Genomic DNA, 15,406 nt, shown 5'->3' with positions numbered 1-15,406 from the left:
CATGTATTAGGCACGCCGCCAGCGTTCGTCCTGAGCCAGGATCAAACTCTCCAAGAAAGTTGATTAGCTCATTTGTTACGTTGGCTTAGTTTTTTTAAAAAACTAAAAAATATTGTTTGTTGACGTTTTTGTTTGTTTAGTTTTCAAAGAACAAGTTCTTGTTACTTCGTTTGAAGCAACTTTACAAGTTGTAACATTCCGTTAACCCCTTGTCAACATTTATTTAAAATGTTTTTTCAACATCACCATGTTGTTAACTCGTGATTAACGACTGCTTTAATATAATAACACCCTGGACATAGAACGTCAACAACAAATTTACTTTTTTCTTTTCCTATTATAATTGAAGAAAAGCCGGCCAAGCGGCCGGCTTTTCTTTTTATTTTGTAATCTTAACAATTCCTTCTTGTTTCAAGTCCACAAGACCTTGCTTTTCAATTACCACCTTTTCACCTTCCGCTAAGTTGGTGAAAATAATTGGGGTTATCGTAGATGTCGCATTTGCTTTTACATAATCTAAATCAACTTTTAATAATGGCTGACCACTTTCAACACGGTCATTTTCGGAAACTAATGTTTCAAATCCTTGACCCTTTAAGTTGACGGTATCAATACCGACATGGATTAAAATTTCACGGCCGCCATCAGATAGTATCCCAATCGCATGTTTCGTCGGGAATAGGTTGACAATTTTTCCGTCGACAGGTGATACCACCATACCTTCTGCCGGTATAATCGCAAAGCCGTCGCCCATCATTTTTCCTGCAAAAACCTGATCCGGTACTTCTGTAATTGGTTTGATCTCCCCTTTAAGCGGGGCAACAAATACCTCTTCACCGTTAAGTTCATTTTGAAGGGCATCAGGAATCACTTCCTCAATTTGTTGTTCGACACCTTTTTCTGGTGCTTTTTCGATTACACGAGGTCTTTTTCCTTCTATTATATCTTTCATTTGACTCTTGATTGTTTCCGAACGTGGTCCAAAGATGGCTTGAATGTTATTTCCCACTTCTAGGACCCCTGCTGCACCCAGCTTTTTCAGCCCTTCTTTGTCAACGTTCTTGACATCATTTACTGAAACACGCAGACGGGTAATACACGCATCAAGATGGGCAATGTTTTCCTGCCCTCCCATGGCATTGAGGATATTATAAGGCAAATCTCCAGCTTTCCCCTTTTTACTAACGTCCTCTTCTTCGACTGCCTCCCGGCCTGGAGTCATTAAATTAAATTTAGTGATTGTGAAGCGGAAGACAAAATAATAAATTACTGCGAAACACAGTCCTAATAGGATAGCAATCCACCATTGCTCCCTTCCAGGTAAGATACCAAATAAGAAAAAGTCGATGGCACCACCTGAGAAGGTGTAACCTAAATGAACATTAAGGACCGCCATTAATACAAATGAGAGACCATCCAAAACTGCGTGAAGAACGAAAAGTAATGGTGATACAAACATAAACGAAAATTCAAGCGGCTCTGTGATACCTGTTAGGAATGATGTTAATGCACCTGAAGCTAGCAAACCAGCAACCAACTTTTTCTTTTCTGGTCGAGCTGTGTGATACATAGCTAAAGCTGCTGCTGGTAAACCAAACATCATAATTGGGAACTCTCCGCCCATAAAGTTCCCGGCAGTAATTTTTACTCCATCTTTTAATTGAGCGAAGAAAATCGTCATATCTCCACGAACAATATGACCCGCGGCATCCTTATAAGAACCGAATTCATACCAAAACGGGGCATGGAAAATATGATGTAAACCAAATGGGATTAATAATCGCTTAATAAATCCAAAGAAAAATACAGCGATATACGTTCCCCCACCCATCAGCCAGACGGATGCACTATTCATAGCATGTTGAATCGGCGGCCAAATAACTAATAACAACAAACCAGCTATTAAAGATAAGGCTGCTGTCGCAATCGGAACAAACCGTTTGCCTGCAAAGAAGCCAAGAAATGATGGCATTTCAATATCATGGTAACGATTGTAGCAAAAGGCTGCAATCAAACCGACGATAATACCGCCAAACACCCCCGTTTGTAAGGTAGGGATCCCTAAAACAGCGGCATAGCTCGGATTATCAGCGAGCATTTTCGCTGTAACACCTAACCAAGAACTCATAACTTGATTTAATACTAAATAACCAACGATGGCTGCAAGCGCAGCGGCACCATCTCCCGCTAAACCGATTGCAACGCCGGCGGCAAAGATAAGCGCCAAGTTACCAAAAATAATACCGCCCGCATCTTCCATGACACTTGCAACTAACTGTATCCAATGGGCATCTAAAAATGGCAGATAGTGCAGCATTGTTTCTTGTTGCAAGGCATTTCCTATACCCAACAATAAGCCTGCGGCCGGCAAAAGAGCGACCGGCAGCATTAACGCTTTACCGATTTTTTGCAAGACGCCAAAAACTCTTTTAAACATTTAAATTACCTCCTGAAAATAGTTAAGCTCATAAAGCGATTACATTTTCCAACGAAAAAGAGCAACAAAAAAGGCATGAGTAAAAGTTCAATCGAAAGAAGTTACAGGTATACATTACCCCTAAAAACTTCATTTCAATTATCCTTTTTACTCATGCCTGATCGAATCAGTAACACGTAAAAAATAATCGCTATTTAAATTTATTTTGAAGCCGCTGCAGATGCATCGTTAAATAAACCGCCTCTGCATCAAAAACCTTCAATTTTAATGTTTGCTGCATCACTTTAATGAGCTTCCATGAGAGATTATAGCACAAAGGATATTCTTCTTTCAATAGGGAAGTAAGCTTTTCCGGTTCTGCAACCTTCTCGCCTTTCATTACGCGATCAATGGCAAAGCGAAGATGACGAACGAGCCTCATATAATCAATGCCTTCTTTGTCGATCTCGATTTCAAACTGCTCTTCTACCATCCCAACAAGCCTGCTGACAAGCTGTGAGTGTTGATTTACTTCAGATATGGTTTTATTTGTTATCGCACTATGAATGTGCAGTGCGATAAATCCAATTTCGCCAATCGGGAGGCCAATCCCCGTCTTTTCCTTTATAAGCTCGACAACCTCTGCTGCCACTTCATACTCATGTCGATAAAGTGCCTTTGTTTCAACCAGAAATGGGTTCCGCATTTCCATTCCCTGCGAGGCCCTTGTTAAGGCAAACATAAGATGATCTGTCAGCGCCACATGTATATGTTCATTTAACAAAGAATGTGTCCGCTGCTTTATTAGGTCAATGGCGGAAATAATCACTTCTAAAAAATCACTATCGATAAACGGCAGCAGTTTGATGTAATCTTCTTGGTCTTTTTCATTTTTTAACACAAAAAGCTTTTCCACTGCATCTGTTTCGATATAGTCTCCTCGTTTCCGGTTGAAGCCAATCCCTTTACCAATTACAACAACTTCTTCATAGGAAGGGTGTTTAGCGATTAATACATTGTTATTTAAGACTTTATCAATCAGTAAGTTTGCCAAACCATTTCCCCCATTCCTACCTGCTTTATATGATAATTTCATGTTATAAGAGGTACTAAGGGAAGTCAACGATATCGTTCGACAGATTTTTGAAGAAACAATATGAACACATTATTCAAATTTAATTCCGCGTAAGCCAATGAAAAAGAATAAGGCAGAAAAACCAACCAATGCTAGTGTGTCCTTCACAAGAGTGGCAGAATGAAGACTCCCACTGATGATTTCTTTAAAACCTGACATCGCCCAGCTTTGCGGCACGCCTAGTGCAATTTTCTGCATGATATCCGGGACAACATCTATTGGCCAATAGACACCGCCGAGCATACAAGTGCTAACGATTAAAACTGCACTGATTGCCGAGGCTTGTTGTTTTGTTTTGACGAGTCCGGCAATCATCAGACCGAAGCCAACCACACTTAAAATCACAAGTGAGGCAAATGGAATCAAATAGGTTAATTTTCCCCATGTTGTTGCGAACATCAAGTTCATAGCGGTCATCAGCACTGCAAACTGAATCCATCCCATGAAAAAGTACGCTAAAAGGTAACCGAGGATAATTTGCAGTTTACTGGCAGGTGAAACCATCAGTCTCCCCCAAGTACCGCCCATTCGTTCTTCAAGTATTGCGGATGCTGCTCCGGACAGCCCAAACATCATAAACATAATCGCAAAACCAACAAACATTAAATTAGCTTCTACATTGGTTTGCTTATCCTTTTGGATCGTCTGTTTTTCAACCGTTACACCCTTATTATTGGTGATTGTCTCGAGCACTTTAGGAAAAGCATCCGCTTCTAGTTTCGATGTCGCCTGATAAAAGCGAAGAACAAGTCCCGCCGTTCCCTCTAAATGGGCAGACAAAGCAAGATACGTTTCACTTTTTCGCTGAACGATAATGTCCAGCAATGGCTGTTTTTCTGTAATTCTTTTCCCAATATCATCCGGAATTACCACAGCTGCCGCCACATCCTGTGCAGCGACATTTTTTTCAGCCTCCTGTCTCGCTGCCTTTTTCCATTCATAATGGTGGTCCTTCGTTAATAGGTTTAGAATTTGCCCACTGATCTCAGTATCATTAAGAACCACATTAACAACCGGTTTATTCTGTTCCGAATTCATCGTCATTCCGCCGAAAATCCCACTAAATAGGACAGGCATGACAAACATGAGCACCAGTACGCCAGGTGATTTAAAAAACTCCTTCAAATGAAGCGTTAGAATCGTCCAGATTTTACGCATATTTACCTCTCCTTTCCAATGAAAGGCGCATTAAGCCAATCGCGAAAAAGAATAAGCCTAAACCAATCGATGCGCCGATGGACGGCAGAATTTTTGAAAATGCTGCGCCGGACATCAAATCTAAATACGTTTGCAAGGCAAGTCCATTCGGGAAAAACTTTGTGACGAAAATGGCCCAATCAGGAAAAACATACAACGGGACCATACTTCCGCCTAAGGCGGCCATAATCTGAGTACCAAACATTCCGGCAACATTAAATGATTTCTCCGTCTTAATAAATGAGCCAGCTAATACCCCCAGTCCGCTGGCATTTACGACAAATGCAAACGTCATCACGATAATCCCTGAAACGGATGGACCCCAATCAACCCCAAATAGGAGTTTTGTCCCAACAATAATGATGAAGGCCTGCGTCAAACAGATAACCATTAATCCAAGCATTTTCCCAAGAAGATAATTCGGGTAGGTTAAATTCGTTAGCAGCAACCGATTAAATACATCTTGTTCTTTCTCGAGGATCATGGTGGAGACACCTTGAACGACTGTCATCAATAGAAACATCACGCCCATGGCAGCAGCGTAATATTGAAACGAACTGACCGGTTTCGTTTTCGCATCGATGGTGGTTTCGTTTATCAGCGGCTTCTTACCATAGCTTTCTATGTCCATTCCACCTGGATTTCCCGCCTGAACAGGCTGGGACATTTGTGAAACGACCGCTTCAATTGGAACCGAACGGGAAAACTGCTCAATCACGTTTTGAACGATGGTTGCCTTTATAACGGTGTCAGGCACCGTTATAAGTTGTACCTTCGTTCCCTTTCCTGACATTAATGATTGGCTGAAATCTTTGTCGATCACAATACCAATTTCAAGCTTGTGGTCTTGTATCTTTTTATTTAGTTCCTCTTCCTGATAATATTTCACTGCGATTTGCTTAGATAAATTCTTCGAAAACACTTCTTCAGTTAACACTTTACTCAACTGACCTTGGTCTAAATTAACGACCCCGAGTGTAAACTTTTTAATTGAAGCCTCTTCGTCTTCCTTCATCATATTCCCAAATGCCGAACCTAAGATGGCAATTAACAGCAGCGGCATCATGATCAGGGTCAAAAAGGCCTTTTTATCCCGAGCGACAAGGGTCAAATCCTTCAACGCCAGCCACAAAAATTTCATCGCGTCAGCCCCCTAATCCCGTAAATTCCGGCCGGTTAAATGTAAGAAGACACTTTCTAAATTGGGCTCTACGATATCCACAGATGTAATTTTCGTGCCTGTTTTCGCTACCGACTGAATAAAATCAGTTAAAATCAGCTGTGGTTCTTTATGAAAGACCAGTACTTGATGATCTTGAATTTGAATATCTTTTTCTGGAAAAAGACTTGTTAAGACCTGAGCAAGTTCGTCCAGATTCGAACTATCCTTTTCAATCGATAGAATGATTTTTGAATGATCACCAATGGTCTCCCGTAGTTCACTTAAGGTACCGGAGGCGATTAACTGACCATGGTCGACAATCCCAATCCGTTCGCAAAGGTACTCGACTTCCTCCATATAATGACTCGTATAAATAATGGTCATTCCTTCACCGTTTAGGCGTTTGACGGTTTCGAGGATGTGATTTCTAGATTGCGGGTCAATGCCGACGGTTGGCTCATCCATGATTAATAATTCCGGTTTATGTAAAATTGCTGCACCGATGTTGACACGCCGTTTCATTCCGCCGGAAAAGGTCTCGACCTTGTCTTTCGCCCGATCGGTTAATCCAATGATTTCAAGGACTTGATCAACACTTTTTTCAAGTTCACTGCCGGATAAATCGTACATCCTCCCCCAAAACTTTAAATTCTCCCGCGCTGACATGGATTGATACAGCGCAATCTCTTGAGGCACGACGCCAATCCATTTTTGTGCCTGCTTCGGGTTTTTGATGACATCGATGTCTTTAATCTGAATTTCACCCGAAGTGGGCGGAAACAACCCGGTTATCATATTAATCGTTGTTGACTTACCTGCTCCGTTTGGCCCGAGCAGGCCGTATGATTCCCCTTTTTCCACTGTAAAGTTTACACCCTTCACTGCCTCCATATTTCCAAAACTTTTTCGCAAATCCTGAACGGTTAGCATGTTCATCGGCAACCACCCCTTATTTCAATCATTACCTTCCACTCCCCATCATACCGAAGGGCTATGGCGAAATTTGTAAATCAGTGTCGATTAAAAAAATTTGGCTGTGTTAAAGAATATTGTTGATTTTGATCACAATGTTGATTGGAGTGGAAGGCGCGAGACTCCTGCGGGAGTAGCGGGACAGGTGAGACCCCGCAGGCGCTTTAGCGCCGAGGAGGCTCACCGCCCGCCCCGCGAACCGCTCGCGCCTGGAACGGAAATCAACATTCACTTTTAATACAACCAAAAATAAAACAGGGAACTGCAGCAGCCGCAGTTCCCTTTCACACACTATTTTAAGAAGATAAAATATAATACAAAGATTACAAAGAATAAGTACATAATTGGATGAATTTCTTTTGTTCGGCCTTTGACGATCATCGTAATCGGGTAGAAGATAAAGCCCATTGCAATCCCTGTTGCAATACTATAGGTTAGCGGCATGGCAATCATCGTTAAGAATGCCGGAACGGCAATTTCAAACCGTTTCCAGTCAATTTTTCCTAGAGAAGAGACCATCAACACCCCAACAATCACTAACGCTGGCGCTGTCACAGGTGCGGTGACAACTGATAATAACGGAAAGAAAAAGAGCGATAGGATAAATAGTCCCGCTGTAACTAATGAAGCAAACCCTGTTCTCGCACCAGCAGCAACCCCCGCTGTTGACTCGATGAAAGAGGTGGTTGTTGATGTCCCAAGAACGGCACCAACACTAGTTGCAACAGAATCAGAAATTAATGCTCTTCCTGCGCGAGGAAGCTTATTGTCTTTCATTAATCCTGCTTGACTGGCGACAGCAACAAGCGTACCGGCATTGTCAAAGAAATCAACAAACAAGAACGTCAAAATAATTCCCAGCATCGCTGTCGTATAAAACGAGCTGTCTCCAAACGAGGAAAACGCGGCTCCAAAGGTTGGCGCTATACTTGGAACCTGGCCAACAACTTGATGTGGTACTTTAATTTCTCCAAAAATCATTCCAGCAATAACCGTTAAGATCATCCCATAAAATACAGCACCTTTAATTCCCCGCGTCATCATAATCACAGATACAACGATACCGAAAATGGCCAGCAGTGCAGGGCCTGAAGTTAAATCACCTAAGCCAACAAGTGTGGCATCATTTTTGACAATAATATGAGCGCTTTGCAAGCCAACAAAGGTAATAAATAAGCCAATTCCAGCCCCAACCGCATACTTTAGTTCGATGGGAATGGCATTGATAATTTTTTCACGAAGTCCTGTTAATGTTAGCAGGAAGAAAAACACTCCGGAAATCAACACGGCACCAAGTGCATGCTGCCACGGAATACCACTGCCTAAGACAACAGTAAAGGCAAAAAAGGCGTTTAATCCCATCCCCGGTGCCAAGGCCATTGGATACTTGCCGATCAGCCCCATAATAATCGAACCAATCGCTGCGGCTAGGGCAGTGGCAACAAATACGGCACCATAATCCATTCTTAAGGCATCAGGGAAATCCTCAACTGCCGCAAGTGATAGCGTTATTGGATTTACCACTAATATATAAGCCATTGCAAGGAATGTTGTAAATCCGCCGATGATTTCCCTGCGATAATTCGTCCCATATTTCTCAAACTCAAAATATTTCTGCATGTGTCTTCCCCCTATGAATTTTTTCTTTTTTACGCAAAAAACGCTCCGGCTTTTTCTACCGGAGCGTGACTTTAGGCATGTGCAATAAATAGAGGGACGGACATCCACCTCTTTATTCAATACACTGCCTCGTAGTCAAGCCATTTACGGTGGCTCGGTAGAAACTTTTGGGCCATATTCCCAACATTATACGATGCAATTATATGATTTCTTTGTTTACGCTTTTTATTTTAGCAGGAAAAATCCAACTTGTAAACAAAAACACGAACGATATTATATAAAAAAATAACATCGTTCGTGTTTTACTAATTTATAAATAATGTTTACACTTTGAACTTCGACAACTGTCTAGCTCCAGCGCCCAGCGACTAGTGTATTGGCCCTCTCCTCCCTACGATAAGTCAACATCGAATCGCTTTCGCTCTTCGTGTTTCCTTTATCTCAGTCGGAGCGGATCCAATCCATACGTCGCTAAACGGGCGCTTCCGCTTTTATTATTCCCACTCTATTGTCGCTGGCGGCTTTGAGGTGATATCATAAACAATCCGATTAACATGTGCAACTTCGTTCACAATCCGAGTCGAAATAGTCTCAAGCACATCCCACGGGATTCGTGCCCAATCGGAGGTCATCCCGTCAATCGAAGTAACCGCGCGGATGCCAATTGTGTAATCATAGGTTCGTGCATCTCCCATGACACCGACACTGCGAATGTCCGGGAGCACTGTGAAGTATTGCCAGATTTCACGGTCAAGCCCGGCTTTCATAATTTCTTCCCGTAAAATCCAATCCGATTCGCGAACAATTTCAAGCTTATCCTCAGAAATAGCGCCAAGCACACGAATGCCTAAACCCGGTCCTGGAAACGGCTGTCTCCATACAATGTCATCAGGAATCCCCAGTTCTGCTCCAAGAGCGCGGACTTCATCTTTAAACAAGGTGTTTAATGGTTCAATTAATTTAAACTGCATATCTTCAGGCAGCCCGCCGACATTGTGGTGCGACTTAATTGTTTGCGCCGTTGCTGTGCCGCTTTCAATAATATCAGTGTAAAGCGTTCCCTGGGCCAAAAACTCGATGCCTTCTAATTTTGTTGCTTCATCATCAAATACATAAATAAATTCATTACCGATAATTTTCCGCTTCTTCTCTGGGTCGGATACGCCCTCAAGCTTTGCTAAGAACCGATCTTTCGCATCCACTTTAATGACATTCATATGGAAGCCTTCTGTGAAAGTCTTCATTACACCGTCTGCTTCATTTTTGCGCAGCAGGCCATGATCAACAAAAATACAAGTTAACTGGTCGCCAATTGCTTTATGGATCAAAACCGCAACAACAGACGAGTCCACTCCTCCGCTCAAGGCACAAAGAACCTTTTTATTGCCAACTGTCTCACGAATCTTCGCAATTTCTATTTCAATGAAGTTTTCCATGGACCAATTGCCGCTGCATGCGCAGACATTATAGACAAAATTCTTTAGAAGCTCATTTCCATAAACGGAGTGGAGCACTTCAGGGTGAAACTGTACCGCGTAAAGCTTTCGCGCTTCATTACTCATTGCCGCAATCGGGCAGGACGGGTTGGTGCCGTCGACCGTAAACCCTTCCGGTGCTTGAACAACAAGGTCGCCATGGCTCATCCACACGGTCTGCTCATTTGGCTGACCGTTAAATAAAGCCGACTGATGCTCTATCGTCATGGTCGCTTTTCCGTATTCACTATGTTTTGCTTTTTCAACCTTACCATTGAAATGGACGGTCATCAGCTGCATTCCATAGCAAATCCCTAGGATTGGCAGACCCATTTCAAAAATGGCCTCGTCACAGCGGAATGCATTTTCGTCATAAACACTGTTTGGCCCACCGGAAAAAATAATCCCCTTAGGATTCATTTTGCGAATTTCTTCCGCTGTAATCGTATGCGGATGCAGCTCACTATAGACACCGAACTCGCGGATGCGCCGTGTAATTAACTGGTTATATTGGCTTCCAAAGTCTAAAACAACAATTATATCTTGCTTATCCGTCAAAACAGCCACCTCAATTTTTAAAGTTATTATTAGCTTTTACTAAAATGGAAATAAAAAAACTAGAATTCTCCCCTCCACAAATATTAGGAAGGCAGAATTCTAGTTTTCTCGTAAAAAATTACAGACAGAAATTCTGCCTTCATAGTCAGGCCATTACAGTGGCGACCCGGTAGAGACTCTCGAACCTTATTTTCGAGGATATATGAAGGAAACATACTCATTCAATTAATAAGACATATTGTAACAATAGGTTGTTTTTCTGGTCAAGCGATTGTCTTTTTAATTAAATTTTCCCACATTTTATAATTCTCTTTCCATGTTCCCTTTGGCAGATGCTGATGATAGATATATTGTTCGTAAAGGTGCGTCAACCGGGTCATCTCCCGTGTTGAATAGAACGAATCGATATAGCTGGCATAGCTCCTTAGCGTCTGGTTGTCCTTCCGCTTGATGCCAAAGCGATCCAGTTGGTCTAGTAAAACTAAGTAGGCAGTACCAAAGGACTCGTCCTTTTTCCTAAAGCGGTACCATACCATTAAAACAAATGGATACCACTTGCCGCGAGTCCGATAAAAAAACCCTGCCATTCCAGCTAAAAGGACAATCACTAACATGATCAGCTTCCAATTGTTTTTCAAAAATAATTGGCTGTTATTCCATAACTTATTGAAATCAAAGGATTTTTCTTCATTCTTAGGCTTGCTGGTTTCCTCCAAATCTTTCTGCTGCGGCTTCTTCACCGGAGCAGGAGGGGGAGTTTGGTTATTAGATGAAGTCTGGCCCGTGGTATAGTCAATATTTAATTCATTGGTGAATCCCTTCGTCGGTTCAAACGGGACCCATCCTTGGTTTGGTAAAAAAACTTCTACCCAAGAGTGGGCATTGTTATTGGTAATTTGGTAAATTCCCTTCCCTTGCTCGTCTCCGCTGTATTCCATAAAATCTCCGCCGGTAAACCCCTTGATCCAGCGGGTTGGAATCCCAATTGTTCGGAGCATGACAGCCATCGAAGTGGAAAAATTATCGCAATAGCCTTGCTTAGTGTCAAACAAAAACTGATCGACATAGTCATCCTGTTCCCCCGGCAAAGCAACCTTCTTTTGATCATAGGTGTATTCCGTATTACCGAAATACCTTTCAACCTCACGGGCTTTATCAAACCAATTATCTTTTCCGGCGGTGATTTCTTCAGTGAGCTCCTTGATCCTTGGCGGAAGCCCATCAGGTAACTGGGTATACTGTTGATAAAATTCAGTGTTCATGCTTGAAGGGTCAAACCCTGTGGTTTCCCTTAAATCGAGCGCCTTATACTTTGGAGTACCAAATTCTACTCGATAGTTTGTAATACCATTACTTACAGCGGTGATCTTTTCTTTTGTCGAATCGAACTGGAACGTGTAGGGTTGTGGAGCTTGCGGTTCTACTTGCAGGATTTTTTGAATTCCCGCTGGATAAACTAAAAACGTATTCGATATAGAAATGTTATTAAAAGACACTGTAGCCGATTCATTTATCGTTTTCACTTTATTCGGAATTCCATAAACAGGAGTCAAATAACCTTCCATAAAGGTAATCGGTGTTGAACCCGAAGGAATCCACCCTTTTCCTGTATACACATCCTTTGTTTCGACCTTCCAATAGTTTTTTCCATTGGCTTTAACCGTGAAAACGGGATTGTTATCTCCAATAAACGGCCCGCCTAATCGTTCATCATTCGACCCATAACCAATCCGGCTTATACCGCCTTTGCCATCTTTGCCGCCATTGTCTTTCGCCGCCGTAAAATACGGTATTGGATCCGGCCATATTGGCGCCGCCTTAGGAGAGGCAATGCCAATAAGAACACTAACAGCAATCATCCCCACAAGCGGCACCATCCACTTCCTTAGAAAGGTTGGAGTACTGTTCACCTTTTCCTTCCGGGTAATCCGGTAATAGGTCAGCATTCCCATGACGGCAAACCCGATGACAACCGTCCGGACAATCGCTGCATTGGCATTATAAAGTGTAAACGTATCGAGAACGGTAATATAAACCAAGGTCATAAAGAAAAAGATAAAAATCCTTTGCCGATTTAACAGCCAATAATGGATTAAGTACACCATTAACCACAGCAGGATAAAAAACAAAAGCGTGCGAAATTCATTAGATAAATCATTCCACTGCCTAGCAAACAGCAAACTGATATTATTTACCAAATCCTTAACAAATAACTTTAACCAATTAAACTGGAGGAACCCGCCATCATAATAAAAGCGATTGATAGAAAACAAGATAAATACCACTTTGACGATCCCCTGCCAAACCCACTTCATCTGAAGAAAAGATAACGCAAAGGAGATCAGCATGAAAACAATGAAGGTTTCAATATTACCCGTTTCTGTTAATTGCCCAACAGGTCTAAGCCATTCCCACAAAAGCAGAAAACCAAACGTGTATAATAGCAGTGCCGGTAAATCCCTTTTCATCACCGTAAATTCACCTCCGAAAAGGCTGCAGTAAATTCGCCTTCATGGACCATAATTACGCGGACTCCACGTGCATTCGCAATCGCTATCAGCGAGCGTTCACCTTCCGCCGGCGCTTCTTTTTGACCTTTTATCAGAAAAAGCGTAATCGACCCTTTTCTTTGACCAAGAAAACTTGCTTTTTCAACCAGCTGTTTCGTTAATTGGGCTGTTACGAGCATAAACGAAACGGAATGCTGGATAAACAGTCCGTCCGTCTCCAACACCTTTTCCAAAGGGGTTAAACATTTTGCCTCAATTTTGGCAAGGTGGTAAAACAGCTCCTGAAGATGGCGCTCCCCGCCTCTAATCGGAAACGAGGCTCTTTCCTTGCTGATGGTTAAGAGCCCCGTTTGCGCACCCTTTTTCAATATCGCACGCTGTAATGATGCCGTAAAGGACACAACTGCCTCAAACCGCTTATCAGGCACACAGTCCATAACCACAAAGACATCATGCGATTGCCGCTGCTCAAATTCCTTCGTCATAATCTCGTTCCGCTTTGCCGTTGCTTTCCAGTTAATCCAGGAAAAACGGTCGCCCGGCTGATAATCCCTTACCCCAACCACCATGGTCGTGTCGCGCTGCACCCGCTCTCGTGACGCAGTCAATCCTTGGTCATACTGGTTTTCAAAGGGACGGTAGATAAACTCTGAATAGGCTGGATAGACAATAATTTTGCCATCAACCGGTACTTTCCTTTCTTTCTCAAATAAACCGAGCGGATCCCCAATCCGCAGTGTGAAGGAACGAAAAAAGTGCTCTCCGCGCGGAAGCTCATCAATGATATATTCATAAGAAAATTCCTTTTTTAATCCTGGCAGCAGCAGCGCCTTCGCTTTTTGATGTTGTGATGCGTATTTCAACGGATCATCCAACGTATCTTCAATTAGTAAATAAAATAACGGGAACTTCCTTAGCCTTTTTATCTTTACCGTTACCTTTAAGGGCTCGCCGGCATTATAATCTGATTTTGACAAATCCCTTGTTACTTCAAACTCTTTCAAGGAATAGAAGGATATCGCAACACAATAAACAGCAAAGGGAAGGAAGCTATAGAATAAAAACCAGCTGACAAATCCCCCTTGAAACATCGCATAGGAAAAGGCTAAGATAATCAAAAAAAGCAACAGGATAAACTTCCATACTTTTTTGAATGGAATCCATAGTTTTTTCATGTTACTTCACTAACCTTCGCACCGGAACAGGGACCCTGGCAACGACCCGGTTTACCACTTCTTCAGCTGAAATGCCCTCGAATTTCGCTTCTGATTTTAGAATAATCCGATGGGATAAGACAAATGGCGCTAAATATTGAATATCGTCCGGAAGCACATAATCACGGCCGTACATATAAGAATAGGCTTGGGCTGCTTTCATGAGGGCAATCGAACCCCTCGGACTTGCACCAAGATAAACACTGCCATGAGTCCTTGTCCGATTAACAATGTCGACAATATAACGTTTAATCGTCTGGTCGACAAAAACCTCTTTGATTTCCTCTTGCAAGGCCAGAAGCCCCTCTAGGTCAATAACTGGATGAAGGTCCTCGATTGGCGGCACCTTTTGAGCGCGATTAAGAACTTCAATTTCCTCGTCCAAATCAGGATAGCCCATTTTCATTTTTAATAAAAAGCGGTCGAGCTGGGCTTCCGGTAGTGGATATGTACCTTCATATTCAATCGGGTTCTGTGTCGCCATTACGAAGAATGGCTTGTTCAACCTATGGGTAACGCCATCAATCGTGATGCTTGCTTCCTCCATCCCTTCCAAAAGCGCCGATTGGGTCTTCGGCGAAGTCCGGTTAATTTCATCGGCAAGGATAATATTCCCCATTAACGGACCAGGACGGAATTGAAATTCCATCTCTTTCGGATTGTAAATCGATACTCCCGTTACATCAGATGGCAGCAGGTCTGGTGTGAATTGAATTCGGCGAAAACCAGCATTTACCGACTTGGCTAAGGCACGGACCATCATCGTTTTGCCGACACCCGGGACGTCTTCCAGCAGCACGTGGCCCCCAGCCAGCAGGGCGACAAGACTAAGTTCAGCGACATTTCTTTTTCCAATCATCACCTTTTCAATATTTGCTAATATCTTTTCAATCGTGGGATTCATTTGTTCATAGGACATGGTAATTCCTCCTCGTGCGGAATAATCCGATTTATGGCATTCTATCTATGTATTCTATCTTTTACTGGAAAATTCCTGTATGAGAAGACACATAATATTCAAAATCTCCATAAAGATTAGACGGAGGAGGGATGAAGAATGTTTCAAAAAGATAAAAAGAACCAAAATCGAACTGCAGGGACAGTTCTTTTTGGTTCCAATGGGGTTACTATGCTATTTCACAGCGAT

General features: G+C 42.5%; 10 protein-coding genes and 2 riboswitches. All 10 genes read right to left on the bottom strand.

The window, feature by feature from the left end; genetic code table 11:
- Window positions 1–379: 379 nt before the first annotated feature.
- A complete protein-coding gene (gene ptsG / locus ACIQCO_RS23240) occupies window positions 380–2,437 on the bottom strand; it encodes a glucose-specific PTS transporter subunit IIBC (RefSeq protein ID WP_400433339.1) in 2,058 nt (685 codons plus the stop codon).
- Between the two features lie 190 nt (window positions 2,438–2,627).
- The gene (gene glcT / locus ACIQCO_RS23235) at window positions 2,628–3,512 is read right to left on the bottom strand and encodes a glucose PTS transporter transcription antiterminator GlcT (RefSeq protein ID WP_400433336.1); all 885 of its coding nucleotides are present in this window, start codon (window positions 3,510–3,512) and stop codon (window positions 2,628–2,630) included.
- Between the two features lie 69 nt (window positions 3,513–3,581).
- On the bottom strand, window positions 3,582–4,709 hold the full coding sequence (locus ACIQCO_RS23230; protein ID WP_400433333.1) for an ABC transporter permease: 1,128 nt from the start codon (window positions 4,707–4,709) through the stop codon (window positions 3,582–3,584).
- A complete protein-coding gene (locus ACIQCO_RS23225) occupies window positions 4,702–5,889 on the bottom strand; it encodes an ABC transporter permease (protein WP_400433330.1) in 1,188 nt (395 codons plus the stop codon). The genes ACIQCO_RS23230 and ACIQCO_RS23225 overlap by 8 nt, the downstream gene beginning before the upstream one ends.
- A gap of 12 nt (window positions 5,890–5,901) precedes the next feature.
- On the bottom strand, window positions 5,902–6,840 hold the full coding sequence (locus tag ACIQCO_RS23220) for an ABC transporter ATP-binding protein (RefSeq protein ID WP_400433351.1): 939 nt from the start codon (window positions 6,838–6,840) through the stop codon (window positions 5,902–5,904).
- A gap of 333 nt (window positions 6,841–7,173) precedes the next feature.
- On the bottom strand, window positions 7,174–8,502 hold the full coding sequence (locus ACIQCO_RS23215) for an NCS2 family permease (RefSeq protein WP_400433328.1): 1,329 nt from the start codon (window positions 8,500–8,502) through the stop codon (window positions 7,174–7,176).
- 112 nt (window positions 8,503–8,614) lie between these two features.
- Window positions 8,615–8,716: riboswitch (purine riboswitch) on the bottom strand.
- A 280-nt stretch (window positions 8,717–8,996) separates the two neighbouring features.
- Entirely contained in the window at window positions 8,997–10,535 is a 1,539-nt protein-coding gene (gene guaA / locus ACIQCO_RS23210; protein ID WP_400433325.1) for a glutamine-hydrolyzing GMP synthase, read from the bottom strand.
- A 122-nt stretch (window positions 10,536–10,657) separates the two neighbouring features.
- A riboswitch (purine riboswitch) is annotated at window positions 10,658–10,761 on the bottom strand.
- A gap of 37 nt (window positions 10,762–10,798) precedes the next feature.
- On the bottom strand, window positions 10,799–13,003 hold the full coding sequence (locus ACIQCO_RS23205; RefSeq protein WP_400433322.1) for a transglutaminaseTgpA domain-containing protein: 2,205 nt from the start codon (window positions 13,001–13,003) through the stop codon (window positions 10,799–10,801).
- Window positions 13,003–14,220 (bottom strand): DUF58 domain-containing protein, encoded by a 1,218-nt coding sequence (locus ACIQCO_RS23200; protein WP_400433319.1) that lies wholly within the window; start codon window positions 14,218–14,220, stop codon window positions 13,003–13,005. The genes ACIQCO_RS23205 and ACIQCO_RS23200 overlap by 1 nt, the downstream gene beginning before the upstream one ends.
- Window position 14,221: 1 nt before the next feature.
- Window positions 14,222–15,178 carry an AAA family ATPase gene (locus ACIQCO_RS23195; protein ID WP_400433316.1) on the bottom strand — a complete coding sequence of 319 codons (957 nt, stop codon included), beginning with the start codon at window positions 15,176–15,178 and terminating at the stop codon, window positions 14,222–14,224.
- Between the last annotated feature and the right edge of the window lie 228 nt (window positions 15,179–15,406).

The sequence above is a fragment of the Neobacillus sp. NPDC093127 genome (assembly GCF_044754175.1).
Classification (GTDB): Bacteria; Bacillota; Bacilli; order Bacillales; family Cytobacillaceae; genus Neobacillus.
The sequence above is the reverse complement of the archived record's forward strand: the minus strand, read 5'-3'. Positions and strand labels throughout refer to the sequence as shown.

Coding starts and splice junctions, on each gene's coding strand:
- ptsG (WP_400433339.1), bottom strand. CDS start 2,437: ATGTTTAAAAGAGTTTTTGGCGTCTTGCAAAAAATCGGTAAAGCGTTA.
- glcT (WP_400433336.1), bottom strand. CDS start 3,512: ATGAAATTATCATATAAAGCAGGTAGGAATGGGGGAAATGGTTTGGCA.
- ACIQCO_RS23230 (WP_400433333.1), bottom strand. CDS start 4,709: ATGCGTAAAATCTGGACGATTCTAACGCTTCATTTGAAGGAGTTTTTT.
- ACIQCO_RS23225 (WP_400433330.1), bottom strand. CDS start 5,889: ATGAAATTTTTGTGGCTGGCGTTGAAGGATTTGACCCTTGTCGCTCGG.
- ACIQCO_RS23220 (WP_400433351.1), bottom strand. CDS start 6,840: ATGCTAACCGTTCAGGATTTGCGAAAAAGTTTTGGAAATATGGAGGCA.
- ACIQCO_RS23215 (WP_400433328.1), bottom strand. CDS start 8,502: ATGCAGAAATATTTTGAGTTTGAGAAATATGGGACGAATTATCGCAGG.
- ACIQCO_RS23205 (WP_400433322.1), bottom strand. CDS start 13,003: ATGAAAAGGGATTTACCGGCACTGCTATTATACACGTTTGGTTTTCTG.
- ACIQCO_RS23200 (WP_400433319.1), bottom strand. CDS start 14,220: ATGAAAAAACTATGGATTCCATTCAAAAAAGTATGGAAGTTTATCCTG.
- ACIQCO_RS23195 (WP_400433316.1), bottom strand. CDS start 15,178: ATGTCCTATGAACAAATGAATCCCACGATTGAAAAGATATTAGCAAAT.